Here is an 18885-nt window from a genome sequence, read left to right on the forward strand (position 1 = left end):
GGCCCACATAGGCCTTGGTGTTGGTGTCGACCAGGGCCACGCCAAACAGGAAGCCGCCGAAGTCCTTGTTCACCGTCAGCGAGTAGTCGGTGTAGGTGAAGTCGCTGTTGTTCTTGACCTTCTGGTAGCCGATGTGCGGGGTCAGCGTGTAGCCGTCGCCCAGATCGAAGGTGGCCGACAGGTCGAAGTAACCGCTGCCCTTGCTGTTGGCAAAGCCGAACAGATTGGTCGTGCTGTGCGAGTACTTGGCCGTCACAGGCCCGTAGCTCATCGCGCCATACAGCTCGGTGGTGTTCGCGCTGACGGCCAGCTTGTTGCTCGGGTAGTTGTAGGTCAGCACGCCCACGTCCAGCGTCACGCCGGGCGTGATTTCAGTCTTGTAGCCGCCGTAGACATCGATTTCCACATTGGAATCGCCGCCGCTGTCCTTGATCCACTTGATGCTGGAGCCCCACGCACCGACGTAGAAGCCGCTGGCGTGGGCGTAGTCCACACCGGCCTGCACGGCGGGCTTCAGGCGGGTCTGGGAGAGGCCGCGGTAGCGATAGTCGCTGGTCACGCTGGCATTGAACGACAAAGGATCAGCCGCTTCCTGGGCATGCACCGGCAGGGAAGACAAGGCCAGCGTGGCAGCGAGTGCGGCAAGAATCGTTTTCATTGATGACTCTCCTCAGGTGGATTGATTAGAAGAACTTTGGACGACATCCCCTTCTTTGCAGCTTCCGTGCCAGCATCAAGCACGCCTGTTTCAGGCTTGCGACGACAGGGAATGCCTTGGGGTCGCCTGGTTATGCACCAAGCAGGGGCATGCAGCAGGATGCGCCGCTTCGGTGCGCGCCCCAATCCCGTGCGCCACTCGGTCGTGCCCGCCTTGAAACCGAGCAAACCCCAGCCTCCTGAGGAGCTCAAGCGATGTCACTTGCCGTCAATCCACAGCCGAGCCCTCGACGGACTGAAGGCAGCCCCCGTCAGCGTTGAAGTGCACCTGGCCAATGGCTTGCCCGATTTCACCCAGGTCGGTCTGGCCGAAACCGAAGTCAAGGAATCGCGCGAGCACGTGCGTGCGGCCCTGCTGAACAGCGGCCTGTCCTTTCCTCACAACAAGCGCATCACGGTCACTCTGGCGCCCGCCGACCTGCCCAAGGAAGGCCGCCGCTTCGGCATTCCTATCGCACTGGGCATCCTGGCGGCCAGCGGCCAGCTCGACATGGCCCAGCAGAACAAGCTGGAATGCGCGGGCGAACTGTCGCTGGCTGGCGAACTGCGCCCGGTGAGCAGTGCCACCGAGGCCGCCCTGGTGCCTGGCGTCGCCGTGCGGCAGGCCGCACACCTGCTGGAAATGGTGGCGGCATTGGCACCGGCCGTCATGCCCGACCTGCTGCCACCGCTGAGCGAGGACGAAGCGCTGGAATCCGCGGCCGTGCTGAGCCTGGCCGGACAGTTCGACGCCAGCCGGTGGGGCCAGCGCGTGATGCGCACGCCACACCAAACGGCCTCCAGCGTGGCCCTGGTCGGTGGCGGATCACCGCCCAGGTCCGGCGAGATCTCGCCGGCACAGCATGGGATGCTGTTCCTGGATGTGCTGCCCGAATACCCGCGGCCGGCGCTGGAGGCGCTGCGCGAACCGCTGGAGACCGGCCGCGGCCAGATCGCCAGCGCAGCGCGCAGCACCGAGTTCCCGGCTCGCTTCCAATTGATCGCCGCGATGAGCCCCTGCCCTTGCGGCCAACTGGGCAATCCCTTGCGCGAATGCCGCTGCGCAGCCGATCAGGTGGCGCGCTACCAGGGCCGATCTAGCGGCCAGCCCCATCATCAGCAGCGCACACATGGTTGAAGCCCTTCAGCTGCGACATTGCCTGCCTGGGGCGCGCTGAGGCGCCCGATCCAGGCCTGCGCTCGCCCGCCAGCCGTCAGCAGCGCTTAACGGCTCATGACAGCAGCGGCGCCAGCGCACGCTGTGCCGCAAGCTCGTCCAGCGCCATGCGCGCGGCCCAGTCCTTCAGCTGATCGTCGCCGATGCGGCCGACATTGAAATAGGCCGCTTCCGGGTGGGCGAAGTAGAAGCCGCTGACGCTGGCCGCTGGCGTCATCGCCATGCTCTCGGTCAGGCCCATGCCGATCTCTTCGGGTGTCAGCGTGCGGAACAGATCGCGCTTGACCAGGTGATCCGGGCAGGCCGGATAGCCTGGCGCCGGGCGAATGCCGCGGTACTGCTCGGCGATCAGTGCTTCGTTGGACAGCGCCTCGTCCGCCGCATAGCCCCAGAACTCGCGCCGCACGCGCTGATGCAGACGTTCGGCCAGCGCTTCGGCCAGGCGGTCGGCCAAGGCCTTCAGCATGATGGCCGAATAATCGTCATGGTCGGCCAGGAACTGCGCTTCCTTCTTCTCGCAGCCAATCCCGGCAGTCACGGCGAACAGGCCGATGTAATCCGGCACCGCCCCCTTCGGCGCGACGTAGTCCGCCAGGCAACGGTTCGGTCGCTTTTCACCATCCACCACCGGCCGCTCGCTCTGCATGCGCAGCCCGCGCCAGGTCATCAGCACCTCGCTGCGGCTCTCGTCGCGGTAGATCTCGATGTCATCGTCATTCACCTGCGCAGCCGGGTACAAGCCCAGCACCGCATTGGCGGTCAGCCAGCGGCCTTCGATCAGGCGCTGCAGCATGCGCTTACCGTCGCTGAACACACGCTGCGCCTCGGCGCCGACGATCTCGTCCTTCAGGATGGCCGGGAACGGGCCGGCCAGGTCCCAGGTCTGGAAGAAGGGCGCCCAGTCGATGCATTCGGCCAGATCGGCCAGGTCGTAGTTCTTGAACACGCGCCGGCCGGTGAACTGCGGGGCTGGCGGCTGGTAGCCCGCCCAGTCCAGCTGCAGCTTGTTTGCACGCGCCTGCGCCAGCGTCACCAGCGGCGTCTGCTTCTTGTTGGCGTGCAGTTCGCGCACCTTGTCGTAATCGGCCTTCAGCTCGGCGATATAGGCCGCGGCGCGGTCGTCACTGAGCAGCTCGGTGCACACACCCACCGAACGCGAGGCATCCGGCACATAGACCACCGGGCCCTCGTAGTGAGGGCTGATCTTCACTGCGGTGTGCACGCGGCTGCAGGTGGCACCGCCGATCAGCAGCGGGATCTTCTTCATGCGGAAGTAGTCGTCGCGTTGCATCTCGGCGGCCACATGCTGCATCTCTTCCAGGCTGGGCGTGATCAGGCCAGACAGGCCGATGATGTCGGCGCCTTCCACCTTGGCCTTAGCCAGGATGTCCTGGCAGGGCACCATCACGCCCATGTTCACGACTTCATAGTTGTTGCATTGCAGGACCACGGTGACGATGTTCTTGCCGATGTCGTGCACATCGCCCTTAACGGTGGCGATGACGATCTTGCCCTTGGGTTTGACATCGCCGCCGGCTGCCTCGAGCTGGCGCTTCTCTTCCTCGATATAGGGCACCAGATGGGCCACTGCGGACTTCATCACCCGCGCGCTCTTCACCACCTGCGGCAGGAACATCTTGCCCTGTCCGAACAGGTCGCCGACGATGTTCATCCCGGCCATCAGCGGGCCTTCGATCACATGCAGCGGGCGGCCGCCGCCGGCCTTGATGGCGACCCAGGCTTCCTCGGTGTCTTCGACGATGAAGTCGGTGATGCCATGCACCAGCGCATGCGACAGGCGTGCGTTGACATCGCCAGCGCGCCAGGCCAGGCGCGCGCTGTCGTCCTTGGCCGCGCCCTTGGCGCTTTCGGCCACCTCGATCAGGCGCTCGCCGGCATCAGGTCGGCGGTTCAACACCACGTCTTCCACACGCTCGCGCAGCACCGGCTCCAGCTCGTCATAGACGCCCACCATGCCGGCATTGACGATGCCCATGTCCAGGCCCGCCTGGATGGCGTGATACAGGAACACCGTGTGGATAGCCTCGCGCACCGGATCGTTGCCGCGGAAGCTGAAGCTCACGTTCGAGACGCCGCCCGACACCTTGGCGCCCGGCAGGTTCTGCTTGATCCAGCGCGTCGCGTTGATGAAATCGACCGCGTAGTTGTCGTGCTCCTCAATGCCGGTGGCGATCGCGAAGATGTTCGGGTCGAAGATGATGTCCTCGGGCGGGAAGCCGACTTCATCGACCAGGACCTTGTAGGCGCGCTCGCAGATCTCGATCTTGCGCTCGAATGTATCGGCCTGGCCCTTCTCGTCGAAGGCCATCACCACCGCCGCCGCGCCATAGCGGCGCACCAGCTTGGCTTGGCGGCGGAACTCGTCCTCGCCCTCCTTCATAGAGATCGAATTGACGATGCCCTTGCCCTGGATGCACTTCAGGCCCGCCTCGATCACCTCCCACTTGGAGCTGTCGATCATGATGGGCACGCGCGCGATCTCGGGCTCGGAGGCGATCAGATTCAGGAATCGCACCATCGCCGCCTTGCTGTCCAGCATGGCCTCGTCCATATTGATGTCGATGATCTGCGCGCCGTTCTCGACCTGCTGGCGCGCCACCGCCAGCGCTTCCTCGAACTGGCTGTTGAGGATCAGGCGCGCGAAGGCCTTGGAGCCGGTCACATTGGTGCGCTCACCGATATTGACGAACAGGCTGCCCTCGCCGATCAGCACCGGCTCAAGCCCGGAGAGCTTCATCGATGGCGGGGTCTGGAGCGTGACGGTGGTGGTCATGGCGGCTATCTCGACAACAGGTGACGGGCCGCGAACTCACCGCGGCCACGTGGAAATGGTGACTCGGTGAGCGCCGTTGAGCGGGATGGACGCATCCCGGGGTTCGAGCCTGGCAGCCAATCCCTGAACTGGCCGTCGCAGCGCTCCTCGAACCCGAGCAATTTTACGCGCGGCGCTGCCTACCGTGGACCAAGTCCTCAAGCTGGAGTGGATGCAGGCCGACAATGACGCTAAGACCCTCTGCGAGACATCTTGGAACTGATCCATCTGCCCCCCCAAGCCCTGCGCCTCGGCCAGGTGCTGGACTATTCGATCTACGACGCCGAAGGCAAGCTGCTGCTGGCGCGTGGCCAGGTGCTGCGCAACAGCCCCTTGGGGCAGACCTTGATGCTGCAGGGCGGCTGGGTGCAGCCGCATGAAACCAAGGACTACCAGCGCGCCGTCGCCCACCAGGCCGACACGCTGATGCACCAGGGCGCCACGCTGGGCGCCATCGCCAATGCGCGTCCGGCCGGCTTCCGTGCCGAGCGCGACTCCAAGCCCACCGTCAGCAACCTGGCCGCCTGGGCGGACCTGCAGCTGCGCGCGCATGCGCTGCTGCGCGAACCCCGGGCCGAGGATTTCCTGCAGCGCTTCGACCTTGTGCTGCAGGAGCTGCAGACCCGTCTGCTGAACCAATCCGACGAGACGCTGCTGCTGCTGATCTTTGAAGCCGGTCAGGGCTTCGAGCACTACAGCGCCCGTCATGGTCTGCTGACATTGGCGCTGGCCGACCAATGCGCGCGCCAGCTGGGCTGGGCGGACGATCTGCGCCAGGTGCTGGCCCAGGCGGCGCTGTCGATGAATATCGCCATCAGCACTTTGCAGGATCGCCTGGCCTCCCAGTCCGACAAGCCCGGAGAGATGCACCGCCGCGAACTTGCCGCGCATGGCGACCGTGGCGCCGAGCTGCTGCGCGCACTGGGCGTGCAGGACTCGCTGTGGCTGCAGGTGGTGCGCCTGCATCATGAAGCCGGCCCCGGCCCGCTGTCCAGCCGCAGCATGCCCGACCAGATGGCGCGCGTGCTGTGTCGTGCCGATATCTATGGCGCACGACTGAGCCCGCGCCGCTCGCGCAAGGCGCTGTCAGCGGCAGCGGCCGCACGTGCGGTCTATCTGGATGAACTGGGGCAGCCGGACGAGGTCGGCGCCGCGCTGATCAAGGCTATCGGCCTGTACCCGCCCGGCTCGCTGGTGCGCCTGGCCAGCGGCGAGGTGGGCATCGTGCACAAACGCGGCCACAGCGCCAACGAGCCGGTCGTGGCCTCGCTGCTGGGCAAGAGCGGCGCGCCCTGGAGCGAGCCCGTCACGCGCGACACACGCCTGGCCGCCCAGGCCATCAGCGCCAGCCTGGCGCCGCATGAGCTGAAGCTGCACGTCAATCTGGGCAAGCTGGTCAGGCCCTGAGCCCGCTCCTGCCGCTAGGCAAGCTCAGGCGTCCACCAGTTCGCTGAAGAACTTGTGACCGCAGGCGCGCGGCTTGTAGGCCGAGACGTTCTGCGCGATCGCCGCGATATGCGCCGGCGTCGTACCGCAGCAGCCGCCGGCGATATTCAGGAAGCCGCTGGCCGCGAACTCCTTCATCAGCCGGCCCGTCACCTCGGGCGTCTCATCGAAGCCGGTGTCGCTCATCGGGTTGGGCAGTCCGGCATTCGGATAGCAGCTGATCGCGGTATCGCCGGCCACCTTGGCCAGCTCTTCCACATAGGGCCGCATCAGCGTGGCGCCAAGCGCGCAGTTCAGGCCGATGGCCAGCGGCCGCGCGTGCCGCACCGAGTGCCAGAAGGCGGTGACGGTCTGGCCCGACAGGATGCGGCCCGAGGCATCGGTGACGGTGCCGGAAATGATCACCGGCAAGCGCTCACCGGTATCTTCCATCAGCTCATCCAGCGCAAAGATCGCCGCCTTGGCGTTCAGCGTGTCGAAGATGGTCTCGACCAGGAACAGGTCCACGCCGCCATCCAGCAGGCCCTTGGCCTGCTCGTAGTAGGCCGCTTTCAAGGTGTCGAAATCGACATTGCGGGCGCCGGGGTCGTTGACGTCAGGGCTGATGCTGGCGGTGCGCGGGGTCGGGCCCAGGGCGCCGGCCGCGAAGCGTGGCTTGTCGACTGACGAATGCTTGTCGCAGGCGGCGCGTGCCAACTTTGCGGCGGCGACATTCATCTCGTAGGCGTACTCGGCCAGGTCATAGTCCTCCTGTGCCACCGAGGTGGTGCCAAAGGTGTTGGTCTCGATGATGTCGGCGCCGGCCGCCAGGTACTGCTCGTGGATTTCGCTGATGACCTCGGGCTTGGTCAGCACCAGCAGGTCGTTGTTTCCCTTCAGGTCCTTGGCATGCTCGGCAAAGCGCGTACCGCGGTAATCCTGCTCGCCGAGCTTGTAGCGTTGGATCATCGTGCCCATCGCGCCATCGAGGATGACGATGCGCTGTTGCAGAATGCCGGGCAGCGACGCGCCGCGCGTGTAGGCAGATGAGGCAGGGACCTGGGTGTTCATGTCGCCATTGTATGAAGCGCGTCAATACCCTCAGGCCATGAAGCACCTACTCCCCAAAGAGGCCCACGCCTTTCTCAGCCAGCACCCGGACGCGCTGTTCCTCGACGTCCGCATGGAGCTGGAGTACCTCTATGTTGGCCACCCACCCGGCGTCGTGCATCTGTCATGGTACGAGTACCCGGAGATGGAAGCCCAGCCGGAACGTTTCGTGGACCAGGTGCGGCGCGAGGTGGGCGGCGATCTGAGCTGCCCGGTGGTGCTGCTGTGCCGTTCAGGTGCCCGCACCGTGGCCGCCGGCCAGGCGCTTGAGGCCGCCGGCTTCAGCGAAGTGATCAATGTGCTGCACGGCTTCGAGGGCGATCTGGACGAGAACTTCCAGCGCGGCCGGCTGAACGGCTGGCGCCATGACGGCCTGCCCTGGGAGCAGATGTAGCCGCTGCGACTCACCCTTTGGTGCCATGGGCCAAACGCCGCCGCGCTGCTAGCCTCGCGCCTGCGGCATGGTGGCCGCGCTGAAGGATTTCCGTGACTCAGAACATCGTTGCCTGGATCGTCCGCATCGCCCTGGCCCTGGTGGCCCTCTACATCTTCTTCGCCGTGCTCAGCCCGATCCGCATCGTGCAGTCCGGCACGCGTGGCGTGATCACCACCTTCGGCAAGGTGGACCAAGAGCCGCTGGGCGAAGGCATCCACTTCGTCGTGCCAGTGGTCAACCGCGTGCACATGATCGATGTGCGCCTGCAAAAGAGCGAGGGCAAGGGCGTTGCCGCCTCGCGCGACCTGCAGCAGGTCTCGGTCTCGGCTGCGCTGAACTGGCGCCTGGACCCGGTGCTGGTGGCACAGACCTACCAGGCCATCGGCAACGAGCAAGCGGTCGCCGTGCGCGTCATCGAGCCCGCCGCGCAGGAGGCCACCAAGGCCATCGCAGCCCAGTACACCGCCGAGGAACTGGTGACAAAGCGCACCGAGGTCAGCGGCAAGATCCGCGATGCGCTGGAGCAGCGGCTGAAGCGTCATGGCGTCATCGTCGACTCGCTGGCCGCGGTCAACTACGACTTCTCGGCCGTGTTCGACAAGGCCATCGAGGCCAAGGTCGAGGCCGAGCAGAAGAAGCTCACGGCCGAGCGCGATCTGGAGCGCATCAAGGTGGAAGCCGAGCAGGCGCTGGCCAAGGCGCGCGGCGAGGCCGAATCGCTGAAGGCCAAGCGCCTGGAGATCACGCCCGACCTGCTGCGCCTCAAGCAGCTGGAAAACGAGGCCGAGGCGATCCGCAAATGGGACGGCAAGCTGCCGCAGGTCACCGGCGGCGCCACGCCATTCGTGCAGCTCAAGCCGCAGTGATCCGCGGCCGCGGCGGCGACTCAGTCCGCCAGCGCCAGCACGACGGCTGCGTCTGAAAACACCGCCCAGGCCGCCCCGCGCAGGCGCAGGCCGCTGTCCGGCCCGCAAAAGCCCACCAGGTTCTCGCCGCCGGGCAGGCGCAAAGCCACCTCGCCGCCATAGCGCGCGCGGCTCAGGCGCTGCACTTCGCCGGCCAGCAGGTTGCGCCCCTCGGCGGCTGGCGCCTGGGCCAGCACCTCCACCGCCGTCGCCTTGCACAAGGCCAGTACGCGCTGTCCGGTCTGCAGGCCCAGCAGTTGCGCACTCTCACGCGTGATGCGCGAACGGATGCGGCCCTCACCATCGCCCAGCAGCAACACAACCTCCAGCGCGCCGCGATGCGGCTTCATCGCCTGCAGCGTGCAGGGGAGCTGATTACGCATGCTGGTGCGCAAGCCCAGTGCCGCGGGCAAGGCCGCTGCGCTGCGGCCAGGTGCCAGCCGACCCATCACCTCGCGGCGCGCCTGTTCCAGCAGCCCCGCTGCGCGCAGCAGCTGCTCGCCCTCGGCGGTCAGCTGCGCACCGCCGCCGCCGCGGCCACCCACCGCCTTGGCCACCAGCGAGGCGCCGGCCAGATTGCTCAGCGTATCCAGTGCCTGCCAAGCCGCCTTGTAGCTGACGCCGCACCGCCGCGCCGCGGCGGAGATCGAGCCGCAGCCGCCCACGGCACGCAGAATCTCGATGCGCTTGTCGGCCAAGGGATGGGCCAGCGCTTGCTGCATCTGTTCGGAGCGGCGATTCGGCATGCGGGGCTGGAAGGCAAAGGGCTGTGGCTATACTTTCGCTATTCCATTGATGAATAGCGACGCAACAATGAAGCGATTGTCGCGAACTTTTCTCGGTAGCGCGCTGCTCCTTCTGGCTGGACTGGCGCATGCGGATGAAGTCCTGGTGGCGGTGGCCGCCAACTTCAGCGCGCCGATGCGTGAGATCGCCGCCGCCTTCGAGCGCGACACCGGCCACAAGGCCGTGCTGAGCTTCGGTGCCACCGGCGCCTTCTACACGCAGATCCGCAACGCTGCGCCCTTCGAGGTACTGCTCGCCGCCGACGACCGCACGCCCGCCAAGCTGGCCACCGAAGGCCTGGCGCTGGAGCGCACACGCTTCAGCTATGCCACCGGGCGCCTGGTGCTGTGGAGCACACAAGCCGGCCTGGTCGATGCCGGCGGCGCCGTGCTGCGAAACGGCCGCATCGATCGCCTCGCCATCGCCGACCCCAAGCTGGCGCCTTATGGCCAGGCCGCTGTCGACGTGCTCGCCAAGCTTGGACTGCTCGACGCATGGCAGCCGCGACTGGTGCAAGGCAAGAGCATCACCCAGGCACACCAGTTCGTCGCCAGCGGCGGCGCGCCGCTGGGCTTCGTCGCGCTGTCCCAGGTACAGAAGGACGGTGTGATCAGCCAAGGTTCTTCTTGGATCGTGCCGGCCGATCTGCATGCGCCCTTGCGCCAGGACGCCATCCTGCTGCTGCCCGGCAAGGACAAGGCCGCGGCCAGCGCGTTGCTGGCCTATCTTCGCGGCGACGCCGCGCGGCGCATCGCCGCCCGCTATGGTTACGGGTTCTGATCGATGGATGCCTGGTTCGGACCTGCCGCCTGGCCTGCCATCTGGCTGACGCTCAAGCTGGCCGCCGCGACCACCTTGCTGCTGCTGCTGCTGGCAACGCCGCTGGCCTGGTGGCTGGCTCACAGCCGCTCGCGCTGGCAGGCCTTGGTCTCGGCCCTGGTCACGCTGCCACTGGTACTACCGCCCACGGTGCTGGGCTTCTACCTGCTGGTGGCGCTGGGGCCGCATGGCCCGCTGGGATCGCTGAGCGAATCGCTCGGCCTGGGCCGTCTGACCTTCAGCTTCAGCGGCTTGCTGATCGGTTCGCTGATCTACTCGTTGCCCTTTGCGGTGCAGCCGATCCAGCGCGCCTTCGAAGCCATCGGCGCGCGGCCCATGGAAGCCGCAGCCACCTTGCGCGCCAGCCCGCTGGACGCCTTCTTCAGTGTGGCGCTGCCGCTGGCCCGGCCGGGGCTGCTGACGGCAGCGGTGCTGAGCTTCGCGCACACGCTGGGTGAATTCGGCGTGGTGCTGATGATTGGTGGCAACATCCCGGGCCAGACCCAGCTGATCTCGATGCTGATCTACGGCCATGTGGAGGCAATGGAGTACCGCCAGGCCCATGCGCTGGCGGCGGCGATGCTGCTGTTCTCCTTCCTGGTTCTGGTGGCACTGAACCTGCTGAGCCGGCGCCAGAGCCGGGTGGCCCGATGACAGAGCACTCTCAGCAGCCAGTGCCGGACTGCGAAGTGCGCCTGCAACTGCAACGCGCGGATTTCAGCCTTGATGTGGACCTGCGATTCCCGAGCCGCGGCATCACGGCGCTGTTCGGCGCCTCAGGCTCGGGCAAGACCACGGTGCTGCGCTGCATCGCCGGTCTGGAACGCCAAGGCCGCGGACTGGTCCGCATCGGCGAGGACCGCTGGCAGGACGACGCGCAAGCCCTTTTTCTGCCCACCTGGCGCCGCCCGCTGGGCTATGTGTTCCAGGAAGCCAGCCTGTTCGACCATCTCGATGTAAGCGGCAACCTGCGCTACGGCCTAAAGCGCACGGCGGGCCGCTCGGGCGAGGTGACTCTGGCCCAGGCCGTCGAGTTGCTGGGCATTGGCGCCTTGCTGGCACGCCAGCCACATCAGCTCTCGGGCGGCGAGCGCCAGCGTGTGGCGATTGCGCGCGCGCTGGCCACCCAGCCACGCCTGCTGCTGCTGGACGAGCCGATGGCCGCACTGGATGCCGAACGCCGCCACGAGATCCTGCCCTGGCTGGAGCGGCTGCGGGATGAGCTGGCCCTGCCCATGGTCTATGTCAGCCATGCGGCTGACGAGGTGGCGCGGCTGGCCGACACCCTGGTGCTGCTCCGTCAGGGCCGCGCGCTGGCGCAGGGGCCCATCAGCGCGCTGATGCTGCGCGACGACGCGCCCGATCTGTTCGGCGAGGATGCCGCCACGCTGCTGAGTGGCCAGGTGGCCGAGCGCGATGCCGCTTACGGACTGCTGCGCATCGCCTTCGATGGCGGCAGCGTCTGGCTGCGCGATACCGGGCTTGCGCTGGGCCGCCCGGTGCGGCTGCGGCTCCTGGCGCGCGACATCAGCCTGACGATGGACCAGCCGCAGGCCACCAGCGTGCAGAACCACTGGCCCGGCCTCGTCGACGCCATCTTGCCAGACCGCCATGCGGCGCAGGCACTGGTGCGCTTGCGCTGCGGGAATTCGCTGGTGCTGGCACGCCTGACGCGGCGCGCGGTGGACACGCTGGCGCTGGCGCCGGGCGTGCCGGTCTGGGTGCAGCTGAAATCAGCAGCGCTGGTGGGCTGAGATGCTCCAGGCCGCAAGGGCGGCTCAGCGCGCCACCGAGCAGGTGTCACGCCCTGCGCGCTTGGCCGCATAAAGCGCGCGGTCGGCGCTTTCCAGCAGCCGCGCCAGCGTTTGCCCGGCATGAGGATAGACCGCAATGCCGATACTGGCTGAGACCTCGACGCGCACGCCCTCATAAGGTTGGCGCAGCGCCGCCAGCAGGCGCCGGCTGAGCTCCACGGCCGCTGCCTCATCGGCACGGGCCAGCAAGACCAGGAACTCATCGCCACCGGTTCGCGCCGCGACATCGTTGGCGCGGATGCTCTGCTGGATGCGCGTTGCGACCGTCTTCAGCAGCAGGTCTCCGCACGCATGCCCCTGCTCATCGTTGACCGGCTTGAAGTTGTCCAGATCGATGGCCAGCAGCGCCACGGGCGCGAGCTCACGCTCGGCGCTGGCAAGCTGCAACTGCGCCAGCTCAAGGAAAAGGCCACGGTTGGCCAGCCCGGTCAGCAGATCATGGTTGGCCCGATGCCGGACATCCGCCATCAGCTGCGAGGCCTGGACGATGGCCTGCCCGACCGCCTGTGCCTCATGCAGCTGCACGGCCGGCAAACGCACCGGCCGGCCATCACCGAGAGCCAGCGCCGCGGCGTTGAGCTGCTGCACCGAGGACAAGACGCGATTGGCCTGCCGCACGGCCAGCCACAGACCGAGGCCGAAAAGCGCCAGCGCAGCGGCCAGGAAGCCCGCCAAGCGCGCCAGCTGCGCTTCGTAGAGCGCCTTCGGGGCTCCGATCGCCACCGTCCAGGACCAGCGCGGCAGCGGCAGGTGAACAGTCATCACGCGCTGCCCTTCCTTGGTGACGGTTTCAAGCGAGCCGGTGGTCCGAGACCGCACCCGCTCCAGCAAGGCGGGCACGGCCTGCTGACCCAGAAAGCGCTCAGCATCGCGGGAGCGGCCGACGATGGTGCCCGAGCTGTCCAGCACCGCCACCAGCCAGCCTTCTGGCAAAGGCTGGCTTCGCAGAACCTGATTGATGCGATCCGGCGACAGCCCCACGTTCAAGCTGTAGACGACCTCGCTGCCCTGCAGTACGGGCACACCCATCGCCAGCACCGGCCTTCCCACCACCGGCCCAGGAAACAAATCCGTCAGCACGGTCTCGCCGCGGCTGAAGACCTGCCCGATCTGTGCGGGCGTGCCTGTCTGTGGCAGCGCGCTGCCCCAGGGTCTGACCGTGTTCATCACCTGTCGGCCCGCCCTGTCGGTGAGCACGTAGTTGTAGACCGTCTGGGTCTCCAGTGCAGCGCCGGCCACACTGCGGAAGCGTTCAAGCTGGCCCTCGCGCAGCGCCTCGGATGTCGCCAACACCCTGAGCCCCGATTCAATGGCTGAGAACTCGCTGTCGAGCTGGGCGCCGATGCGCCGCGCCAGAACCTCGGCTTCGCTGTAGAGCGCCTGCCGCTTCAGCTGCAGGTTCATCAGGGCCAGGTAGATCGACACCAGCAGTGCCGGCAGCGCGCACAGCAGCACCAGCAGGGCCAGGCTCTGCCGCAACGAGAGCTTGCGCGCGCGCAGCGTGGACAGGGCCTCGCTGCCCACGCGAGCATCCAGGCGAGCCCGTCCCTCGTGCTTCACGTTCGCTCTCCTCAGAAGACTTTGCCCCCAGGCTGGCAGGTGGCGCCACCTCATCACCCTGCAACGGCAGGGCAGACAGATGGAACGGCAGGTCGGCCTGAGTCTAACGAAGTCGGCCGCCGCCTCCAGCAGTGGCGGGCTCAGTCGTCAAGCATCAGCAGGGCTTCGTCGCGCCAGTAGGCGACCGCCGCAAAGTAGCCTTCCCACACGCAGCCATTGCAGCCCCGGCCGCAGCAGCTGGTCGGCTCGGGCGGTGCCTCACGCAGTTCGAGGCCGCGCGCCGCGGCGCGTTGCATCAGGTGATCGAGCACCGCCTGGGCGGTCTCACGGTCAGTGATCGGAAAGTCCACGGAATCTCGGGTCTCGAAAGGTCGGAGGCGCGAGCATAGCCGGCTCCCTTCAAGCCGCTAGATCGAGCAGCGCCTGCGCCGTGGCGAAATCCAGCGCCTGCACTGCTTCGCTCAAGCGACCGAACTGCACGTCGCCGATGCGCTGCTGCAGGCCCGGCCCCAGTCGTTCGAACAGTTCCAGCGCGGCCATGTCCTGCTGCCCGAGCAGGGTATGCAGGCTTTGCAGATCGCCAGCCGACAGGGCAACAGGCTCGCTGCGCTCCGCCGCCCGCTGCGCGTCGGCATGCAGCCCGGCCAACGCCGGTTGAGCCGCCGCGGCCAGCTGTTCAAGCGCCTGCGCCATGGCCTGCAGGGCCGGCACGGCATCGCGGCCTTGCATCAAGGCCTGCTCGGCCTCGGCAGCGCAGTGCTGCAAGGCTTGTGCGCCCAGCAGGCCAGCCGTGCCACGGAGCTTGTGCAGCTGGGCCGCTCGCGCCTGCCGCAGGGGCACCGTCTCCAGGCCTTCAGCGCGGGTCAGCGCCGGGCCATCGGTTTCCTGCAGAAGGCGCTCCAGCATGCGCAGGAACAAGGCCGCATCACCGCCCAGGCGCGCGGCCACCTCGGCCGAGCTGATGCCCTCGATCGGCGGCCAGCCCTGCGGCAGCGCCGGACTGCTGCGCGCTGCTGAGCCCAGCTGAAGCACGCTGCCGCGCACCCGCTCCACCGCGCTGCGCACAGCGCGAATGAGCCGCTGCGGCTCCAGCGGCTTGGTAAGGAAGTCGTTCATGCCCGCCGCCTCGGCGCGGCGGCGCTCTTCTCCGAGGGCGCCAGCCGTCAGCGCCAGCACCGGCAACTGCGTCAAGCCGAGCTCGGTGCGGAGCCGCCGGGTAGCCTCGTGGCCATCCATCTCGGGCATCTGCACATCCATCAGAACGACATCGAAAGCCTGCGGCTGTGCCTGCAGCAGGTCCAGCGCGATGCGGCCATTGCCTGCGGTTCGGACCTGGGCACCTTCGCGCTGCAGCAGGCGTGTCGCCACTTCGAGATTGATCTCGCTGTCATCGACCACAAGCACGCGCACGCCCTCGAGCCACCGGGCCCCGATCGCGTCCAGCCGCGTCGCTGCCACCACACGGCTGGTCGTACCGGTGTAGCGTGCGATGCCCTTGTTCACCGCGTCAAACAGCTCGGACGCGCTCAAGGGCTTGGTCAGCACCTCGTCGATCACAGGCTTGTTCTCCTGGCAGGCTTCGATCGTGCTGCGCAGGCTCTCGCGCTCGTGCGAAGAAACGATCAGCGCAGCGGGAACTCGGTCAGCGCCCTGCTCGCTCAACAGGGCCTGCAAGGCTTGCAGCCCGTCCATACCCGGCATCTGCCAATCCACCAGCAGGGCGTCAGGTGCGAGCTGTCCGCGCGCCCGGCGCGCGCGGAAGTGGGCCAGCATCTGCTCGCCACCCTCCAGCGCGGTGACCTGCCAGCCCAGTGATCGGCAGAGGCCCGCCATCAGCTCGCGGTCGCGGGGGTTGTCGTCGACCAGCAGGACGTCGATGCCGGCCAAGGTCGATTCCGAAGCAATGGCCAGTGTGGCTGTCTCGAAAGGCAGCTTCACGGTGAAGGTGCTGCCCTCGCCAAGCCGGCTCTGCACTTCGACATCACCGCCCATCATGCGCGCCAGACGGCGCACGATCGACAAGCCCAGGCCGGTACCCCCGAAGCGGCGCGTGGTCGATGCATCCGCCTGCGAGAAGGGGTCGAAGAGCTGTGGCAAAACCTCGGGCGCGATGCCGATGCCGCTGTCGCTGACGCTCCATCGCAGCCAGGTGTGATCCTGCGCATCCGTCTCGGGCTCGACGCTCACACGCACCTCACCGCGCTCGGTGAACTTGAGCGCATTGCTGATCAGATTGGAGAGGATCTGGCGCAGACGCAGCGCATCGCCCATCACCGCTGGCGGCAGCGCAGCCCTGCCATCCACGCGCAGATCGACGGACTTGGCCTCAGCTTGCGCAGAGAACAAGGCCGCCAGCTCGCCCAGCAGCTCGGCCGGGCTGAACGGCGCTGTCTCCAGCTGCATCTCGCCAGCCTCGATCTTGGCCAGATCCAGCACGTCATTGATGATGCCCAGCAAGGAACGGCCGGCAATCTGCAGCTTGCCCAGCAGCTGGCGCTGATCCGCGTCCAGCCCCGTGTGCTCCAGCAGGTGCGAGATGCCGATCACCGCATTCATCGGCGTGCGGATCTCGTGGCTCATATTGGCCAGGAACATGCTCTTGGCCGCGTTGGCCTGCTCCGCCACATCCCGGGCATGCAGCAGCGCCGCCTCGAAGCGCTTGCGCTCGGAGACATCCTGCGCAATGCCCAGATAGCCGGTGATCACGCCAGCCGCATCGCGCATCGCCGTCACCACCAGCGAGACTGGCAGCACCTGGCCGTCCTTGCGCACATAGCTCCACTCACGGGTCTCCGCGCCCTCAAGCTCGGGCTTGTGCACGAAGACGCGGAAGCCCTCGATGGGCATGCCGTACTCGGCGCTCAGCGTTGCAGCACGCACCTGCAGCTCCTGCGGCAGGTGCAGCGCCGCGGGCGAGGTCTTGCCGACCATGTCCTGCGCCGCATGGCCCAGCAGGCGCTCCGCGCCGGCATTGAAGATCGTGATCGTGCCTTGCGGATCCGTCGCAATGATGGCCAGCTCGGTGGCCGCGCGCAGCACGCTGGCCAACAGCCCCGCCACACGCCGCAGCTCCAGCTCGGCGGTCTTGATCGCAGTGATGTCTTGCTGCGTGCCGTACATCCATTCAGGCTGGCCGTCGGCGGTGCGGCTCGCCAGCCGACCGCGGGTGTGTACCCAGACCCATTCACCCGACTTGTGGCGCATGCGGTACTCGCAGGCGTAGTAGGGCTGTTCGCCCTTCAGGTGCAAGCGCAGCCGTTGCTGGGCGATCGGTGCATCGTCGGGATGGCTGAGCTTCAACCAGGTCGTCACACTGAAAGGCAGTAGCTCATCCAGGCGATAGCCGAGCTTCTCCGCATAGCGCTCGTCCAGGGTGATTTCGCCACTGTGCAGATTCCAGGCCCAGGTGCCGACATCGGTGCCCTCGATCACATTGGCCAGGCGCTGGCGCTCGGCGGCCAGTGCGCGCCGGCTGACCATGACCTCGGTGGTGTCGTGCACGATCACGTAGAAGCCGCGCACCTGGCCCTCCGCCACATCGGGCAGATACTGAGCCAGCGTGTGACGCTCCCCGTCGCCGCCGGGCCGCTGCAAGGTGTACTCGAAGTGCTGGGGCTCACCGCGCAGCGCCGCTTCCACACGTGGCCGCAACTTGGCGAAGAGGGGCTCGCCCACCAGCGCGGGCATGGTCATGCCGCGCACCTTGTCCGGCGGAATGCCAAACCAGGACAGGTAGGCTTGATTGGCCACGCGGTTGCACAGCTGGGCATCCCAGTAGCCGATCAACGAGGGCACGGAGTCCAGCACCGTCTGCATATCGCGCCGCGCCGCATCCAGCTCCGCCGTGCGCTCGACCACCTGCTGCTCCAGGCTCTGGCTGAAATCCTGCAGGCGGCGCTCGGCATCCTTTCGCTCGCGGATATCGCGCATCAGCAGCGCCAGACCGATGACCCGGCCGCCGCGCGAACGGATGGCACTGGCGGTGATAGAGAGGTCAATGCTGTGGCCGTCCGCGTCGCGGCGGGTGGAATCGAACGGCGGCAGGCGGTCGCCCCGCACGATTCGCGCCAGCAGCTCGGCGTCTTCGTGGCTGCGCCCATCTTCCAGCAGCAGGCTGGCCAAGGGCTTGCCCAGCGCCTGCGCCGCGCTGTAACCGAACAGCTGATCGGCAGCCCGGTTCCAAAGGATGACGCGACCGTCCAGGCCCTCGCCGATGATGGCATCGGCCGAGTTCTCGATGATGGTGGCCAGCTGCGCCTGCTGGTCGGCATGCTGGCGCGCACGGGCACGGCTGGCGCGGATCACGCCGACCAGGGCCGCCAGCAGCAAGGTGGACAGCAGACCCGCCAGGAACACCGTGCCCGGCCGGGTCTGGTTCAACCGCTCAACAAAGCTCGGTCTGGCGTGCAGCTCGATCACCCAGCGTCGACCCAGCACCTCTTGCACGCTGCGCATCAGCAGGCCGGTGTCCTGGCCGACGGAGTCCCGCTCAGTACCGGCCAACTCGGCCGAATCGAACACCAACTCACCCGACTGGCCGGCCTTGCCCGCGCTGATGTCCAGCAATCGAATGTCATAGCTGGCGCCGGCAATGCCGAAGTCCGACAGCACCTCCTTCAGTGCCAGCGGCGCATAGGTCCAGCCCAGTGTGGCGGCCTCGCGCTGCGCTGACGTCTGCAGCGGCATGCCGGCGCTGTAGACCGGCAGCAGCAGCAGCAGCGAGCGCTGCTTCTCGCCCTCCAGCTGCACCAGCGTGATCGGACCGGACAGCGTGGGCTCACCGCTGCGCATCGCGGACAGCGCCGCCTGCCGGCGGTTGGTCTCGGAGGCAATGTCCAGGCCCACGGCCGCCCTGTTGCGCTCAACCGGCTCGATGTACTGGATGACAAAGCGCTCACCCTCATGCGGGCCCAACTCGCGGATCGCGAATTCAGGCCAGCCATCGGCCCTGGCGCGTGCCGTGAAGCGCGCCTCCAGCTCACGCGGCACGCGGCGGATGAAGCCGAATCCCCGGGCGCCCGGAAACTCGTGCTCCACATCCCGGGTGCGGCTGTAGCGCTGGAACTGCTCGCGCGTCAGCACCTCGCCACCCGCCAGGGCCACGGCACCACGCGCGCCGCGCAGGCCATAGGCATACAGGCGCATGCGCTGAAGCAGCTGATCACTGACCAGCTCAGCCTGCTCGGCAAAGCTCTCCTGCGCCTGCTGCCGGTTGTGAAAGTCCTGGCTCCAGGCGGCCACCAGGCTCAGGCACAGGCCCAGCACCAGCGCGGCAGCCGACCAGGCCAACACGCGGGCGTTTTCATTCGACCTTCTCGGCATTG

Annotated in this window: 13 protein-coding genes, 1 pseudogene and 1 riboswitch; of the genes and pseudogenes, 7 read left to right on the top strand and 7 right to left on the bottom strand. The window is 67.3% G+C overall.

Translation table 11 applies throughout. The annotated features are described in order from the left end of the window. Nucleotides 1–658, bottom strand: a 658-nt coding sequence (locus tag ACIQ67_RS03510; RefSeq protein ID WP_397532969.1) for a TorF family putative porin, incomplete at its 3' end; no start/stop codon positions are given. A 213-nt stretch (nucleotides 659–871) separates the two neighbouring features. Here ACIQ67_RS03510 and ACIQ67_RS03515 point away from each other — a divergent pair. Further along, nucleotides 872–1801: pseudogene (locus tag ACIQ67_RS03515) on the top strand (ATP-binding protein); the annotation flags it as partial. Nucleotides 1802–1928: 127 nt separating this feature from the next. Here the strand turns inward: ACIQ67_RS03515 and metH are convergent. Continuing rightward, the gene (metH, locus tag ACIQ67_RS03520) at nucleotides 1929–4667 is read right to left on the bottom strand and encodes a methionine synthase (RefSeq protein WP_397532970.1); all 2739 of its coding nucleotides are present in this window, start codon (nucleotides 4665–4667) and stop codon (nucleotides 1929–1931) included. Between the two features lie 61 nt (nucleotides 4668–4728). Continuing rightward, a riboswitch (S-adenosyl-L-homocysteine riboswitch) is annotated at nucleotides 4729–4822 on the bottom strand. A 97-nt stretch (nucleotides 4823–4919) separates the two neighbouring features. Between metH and ACIQ67_RS03525 the strand changes: the two genes are divergently transcribed. After that, nucleotides 4920–6113 (top strand): HD-GYP domain-containing protein, encoded by a 1194-nt coding sequence (locus ACIQ67_RS03525; protein WP_397532971.1) that lies wholly within the window; start codon nucleotides 4920–4922, stop codon nucleotides 6111–6113. A 24-nt stretch (nucleotides 6114–6137) separates the two neighbouring features. Here the strand turns inward: ACIQ67_RS03525 and ACIQ67_RS03530 are convergent, their stop codons facing one another. After that, the gene (locus ACIQ67_RS03530) at nucleotides 6138–7202 is read right to left on the bottom strand and encodes a homocysteine S-methyltransferase family protein (RefSeq protein ID WP_397532972.1); all 1065 of its coding nucleotides are present in this window, start codon (nucleotides 7200–7202) and stop codon (nucleotides 6138–6140) included. Between the two features lie 37 nt (nucleotides 7203–7239). Here ACIQ67_RS03530 and ACIQ67_RS03535 point away from each other — a divergent pair, with 37 nt between their 5' ends. Then, nucleotides 7240–7635 (top strand): rhodanese-like domain-containing protein, encoded by a 396-nt coding sequence (locus ACIQ67_RS03535; RefSeq protein WP_397532973.1) that lies wholly within the window; start codon nucleotides 7240–7242, stop codon nucleotides 7633–7635. 92 nt (nucleotides 7636–7727) lie between these two features. Next, on the top strand, nucleotides 7728–8543 hold the full coding sequence (locus tag ACIQ67_RS03540) for a prohibitin family protein (protein ID WP_397532974.1): 816 nt from the start codon (nucleotides 7728–7730) through the stop codon (nucleotides 8541–8543). A gap of 20 nt (nucleotides 8544–8563) precedes the next feature. Here the strand turns inward: ACIQ67_RS03540 and ACIQ67_RS03545 are convergent, their stop codons facing one another. After that, the gene (locus ACIQ67_RS03545; RefSeq protein ID WP_397532975.1) at nucleotides 8564–9328 is read right to left on the bottom strand and encodes a TOBE domain-containing protein; all 765 of its coding nucleotides are present in this window, start codon (nucleotides 9326–9328) and stop codon (nucleotides 8564–8566) included. A gap of 67 nt (nucleotides 9329–9395) precedes the next feature. Between ACIQ67_RS03545 and modA the strand changes: the two genes are divergently transcribed. Genes modA through modC form a run of 3 tightly spaced genes read left to right on the top strand, consistent with a single transcriptional unit; the run spans nucleotide 9396 to nucleotide 11941 of the window. Then, nucleotides 9396–10148 carry a molybdate ABC transporter substrate-binding protein gene (gene modA, locus ACIQ67_RS03550; protein ID WP_397532976.1) on the top strand — a complete coding sequence of 251 codons (753 nt, stop codon included), beginning with the start codon at nucleotides 9396–9398 and terminating at the stop codon, nucleotides 10146–10148. A 3-nt stretch (nucleotides 10149–10151) separates the two neighbouring features. Then, complete coding sequence (gene modB, locus ACIQ67_RS03555) at nucleotides 10152–10841, top strand: molybdate ABC transporter permease subunit (RefSeq protein WP_397532977.1); 690 nt, start codon at nucleotides 10152–10154, stop codon at nucleotides 10839–10841. Continuing rightward, complete coding sequence (modC, locus tag ACIQ67_RS03560) at nucleotides 10838–11941, top strand: molybdenum ABC transporter ATP-binding protein (RefSeq protein ID WP_397532978.1); 1104 nt, start codon at nucleotides 10838–10840, stop codon at nucleotides 11939–11941. The genes modB and modC overlap by 4 nt, the downstream gene beginning before the upstream one ends. Before the next feature lie 24 nt (nucleotides 11942–11965). Here modC and ACIQ67_RS03565 read toward each other — a convergent pair whose 3' ends face one another. From ACIQ67_RS03565 to ACIQ67_RS03575, 3 genes are all read right to left on the bottom strand, one after another. Further along, a complete protein-coding gene (locus ACIQ67_RS03565; RefSeq protein WP_397532979.1) occupies nucleotides 11966–13561 on the bottom strand; it encodes a diguanylate cyclase domain-containing protein in 1596 nt (531 codons plus the stop codon). A gap of 140 nt (nucleotides 13562–13701) precedes the next feature. Beyond that, the gene (locus tag ACIQ67_RS03570; RefSeq protein WP_397532980.1) at nucleotides 13702–13911 is read right to left on the bottom strand and encodes an oxidoreductase-like domain-containing protein; all 210 of its coding nucleotides are present in this window, start codon (nucleotides 13909–13911) and stop codon (nucleotides 13702–13704) included. 49 nt (nucleotides 13912–13960) lie between these two features. Further along, nucleotides 13961–18853: a PAS domain S-box protein gene (locus tag ACIQ67_RS03575; protein ID WP_397532981.1), complete on the bottom strand. Its 4893-nt coding sequence runs from the start codon at nucleotides 18851–18853 to the stop codon at nucleotides 13961–13963. Between the last annotated feature and the right edge of the window lie 32 nt (nucleotides 18854–18885).

The sequence above is a fragment of the Roseateles sp. genome (genome assembly GCF_044373315.1).
In the GTDB taxonomy this organism is placed as follows: Bacteria; Pseudomonadota; Gammaproteobacteria; order Burkholderiales; family Burkholderiaceae_C; genus JACDQM01.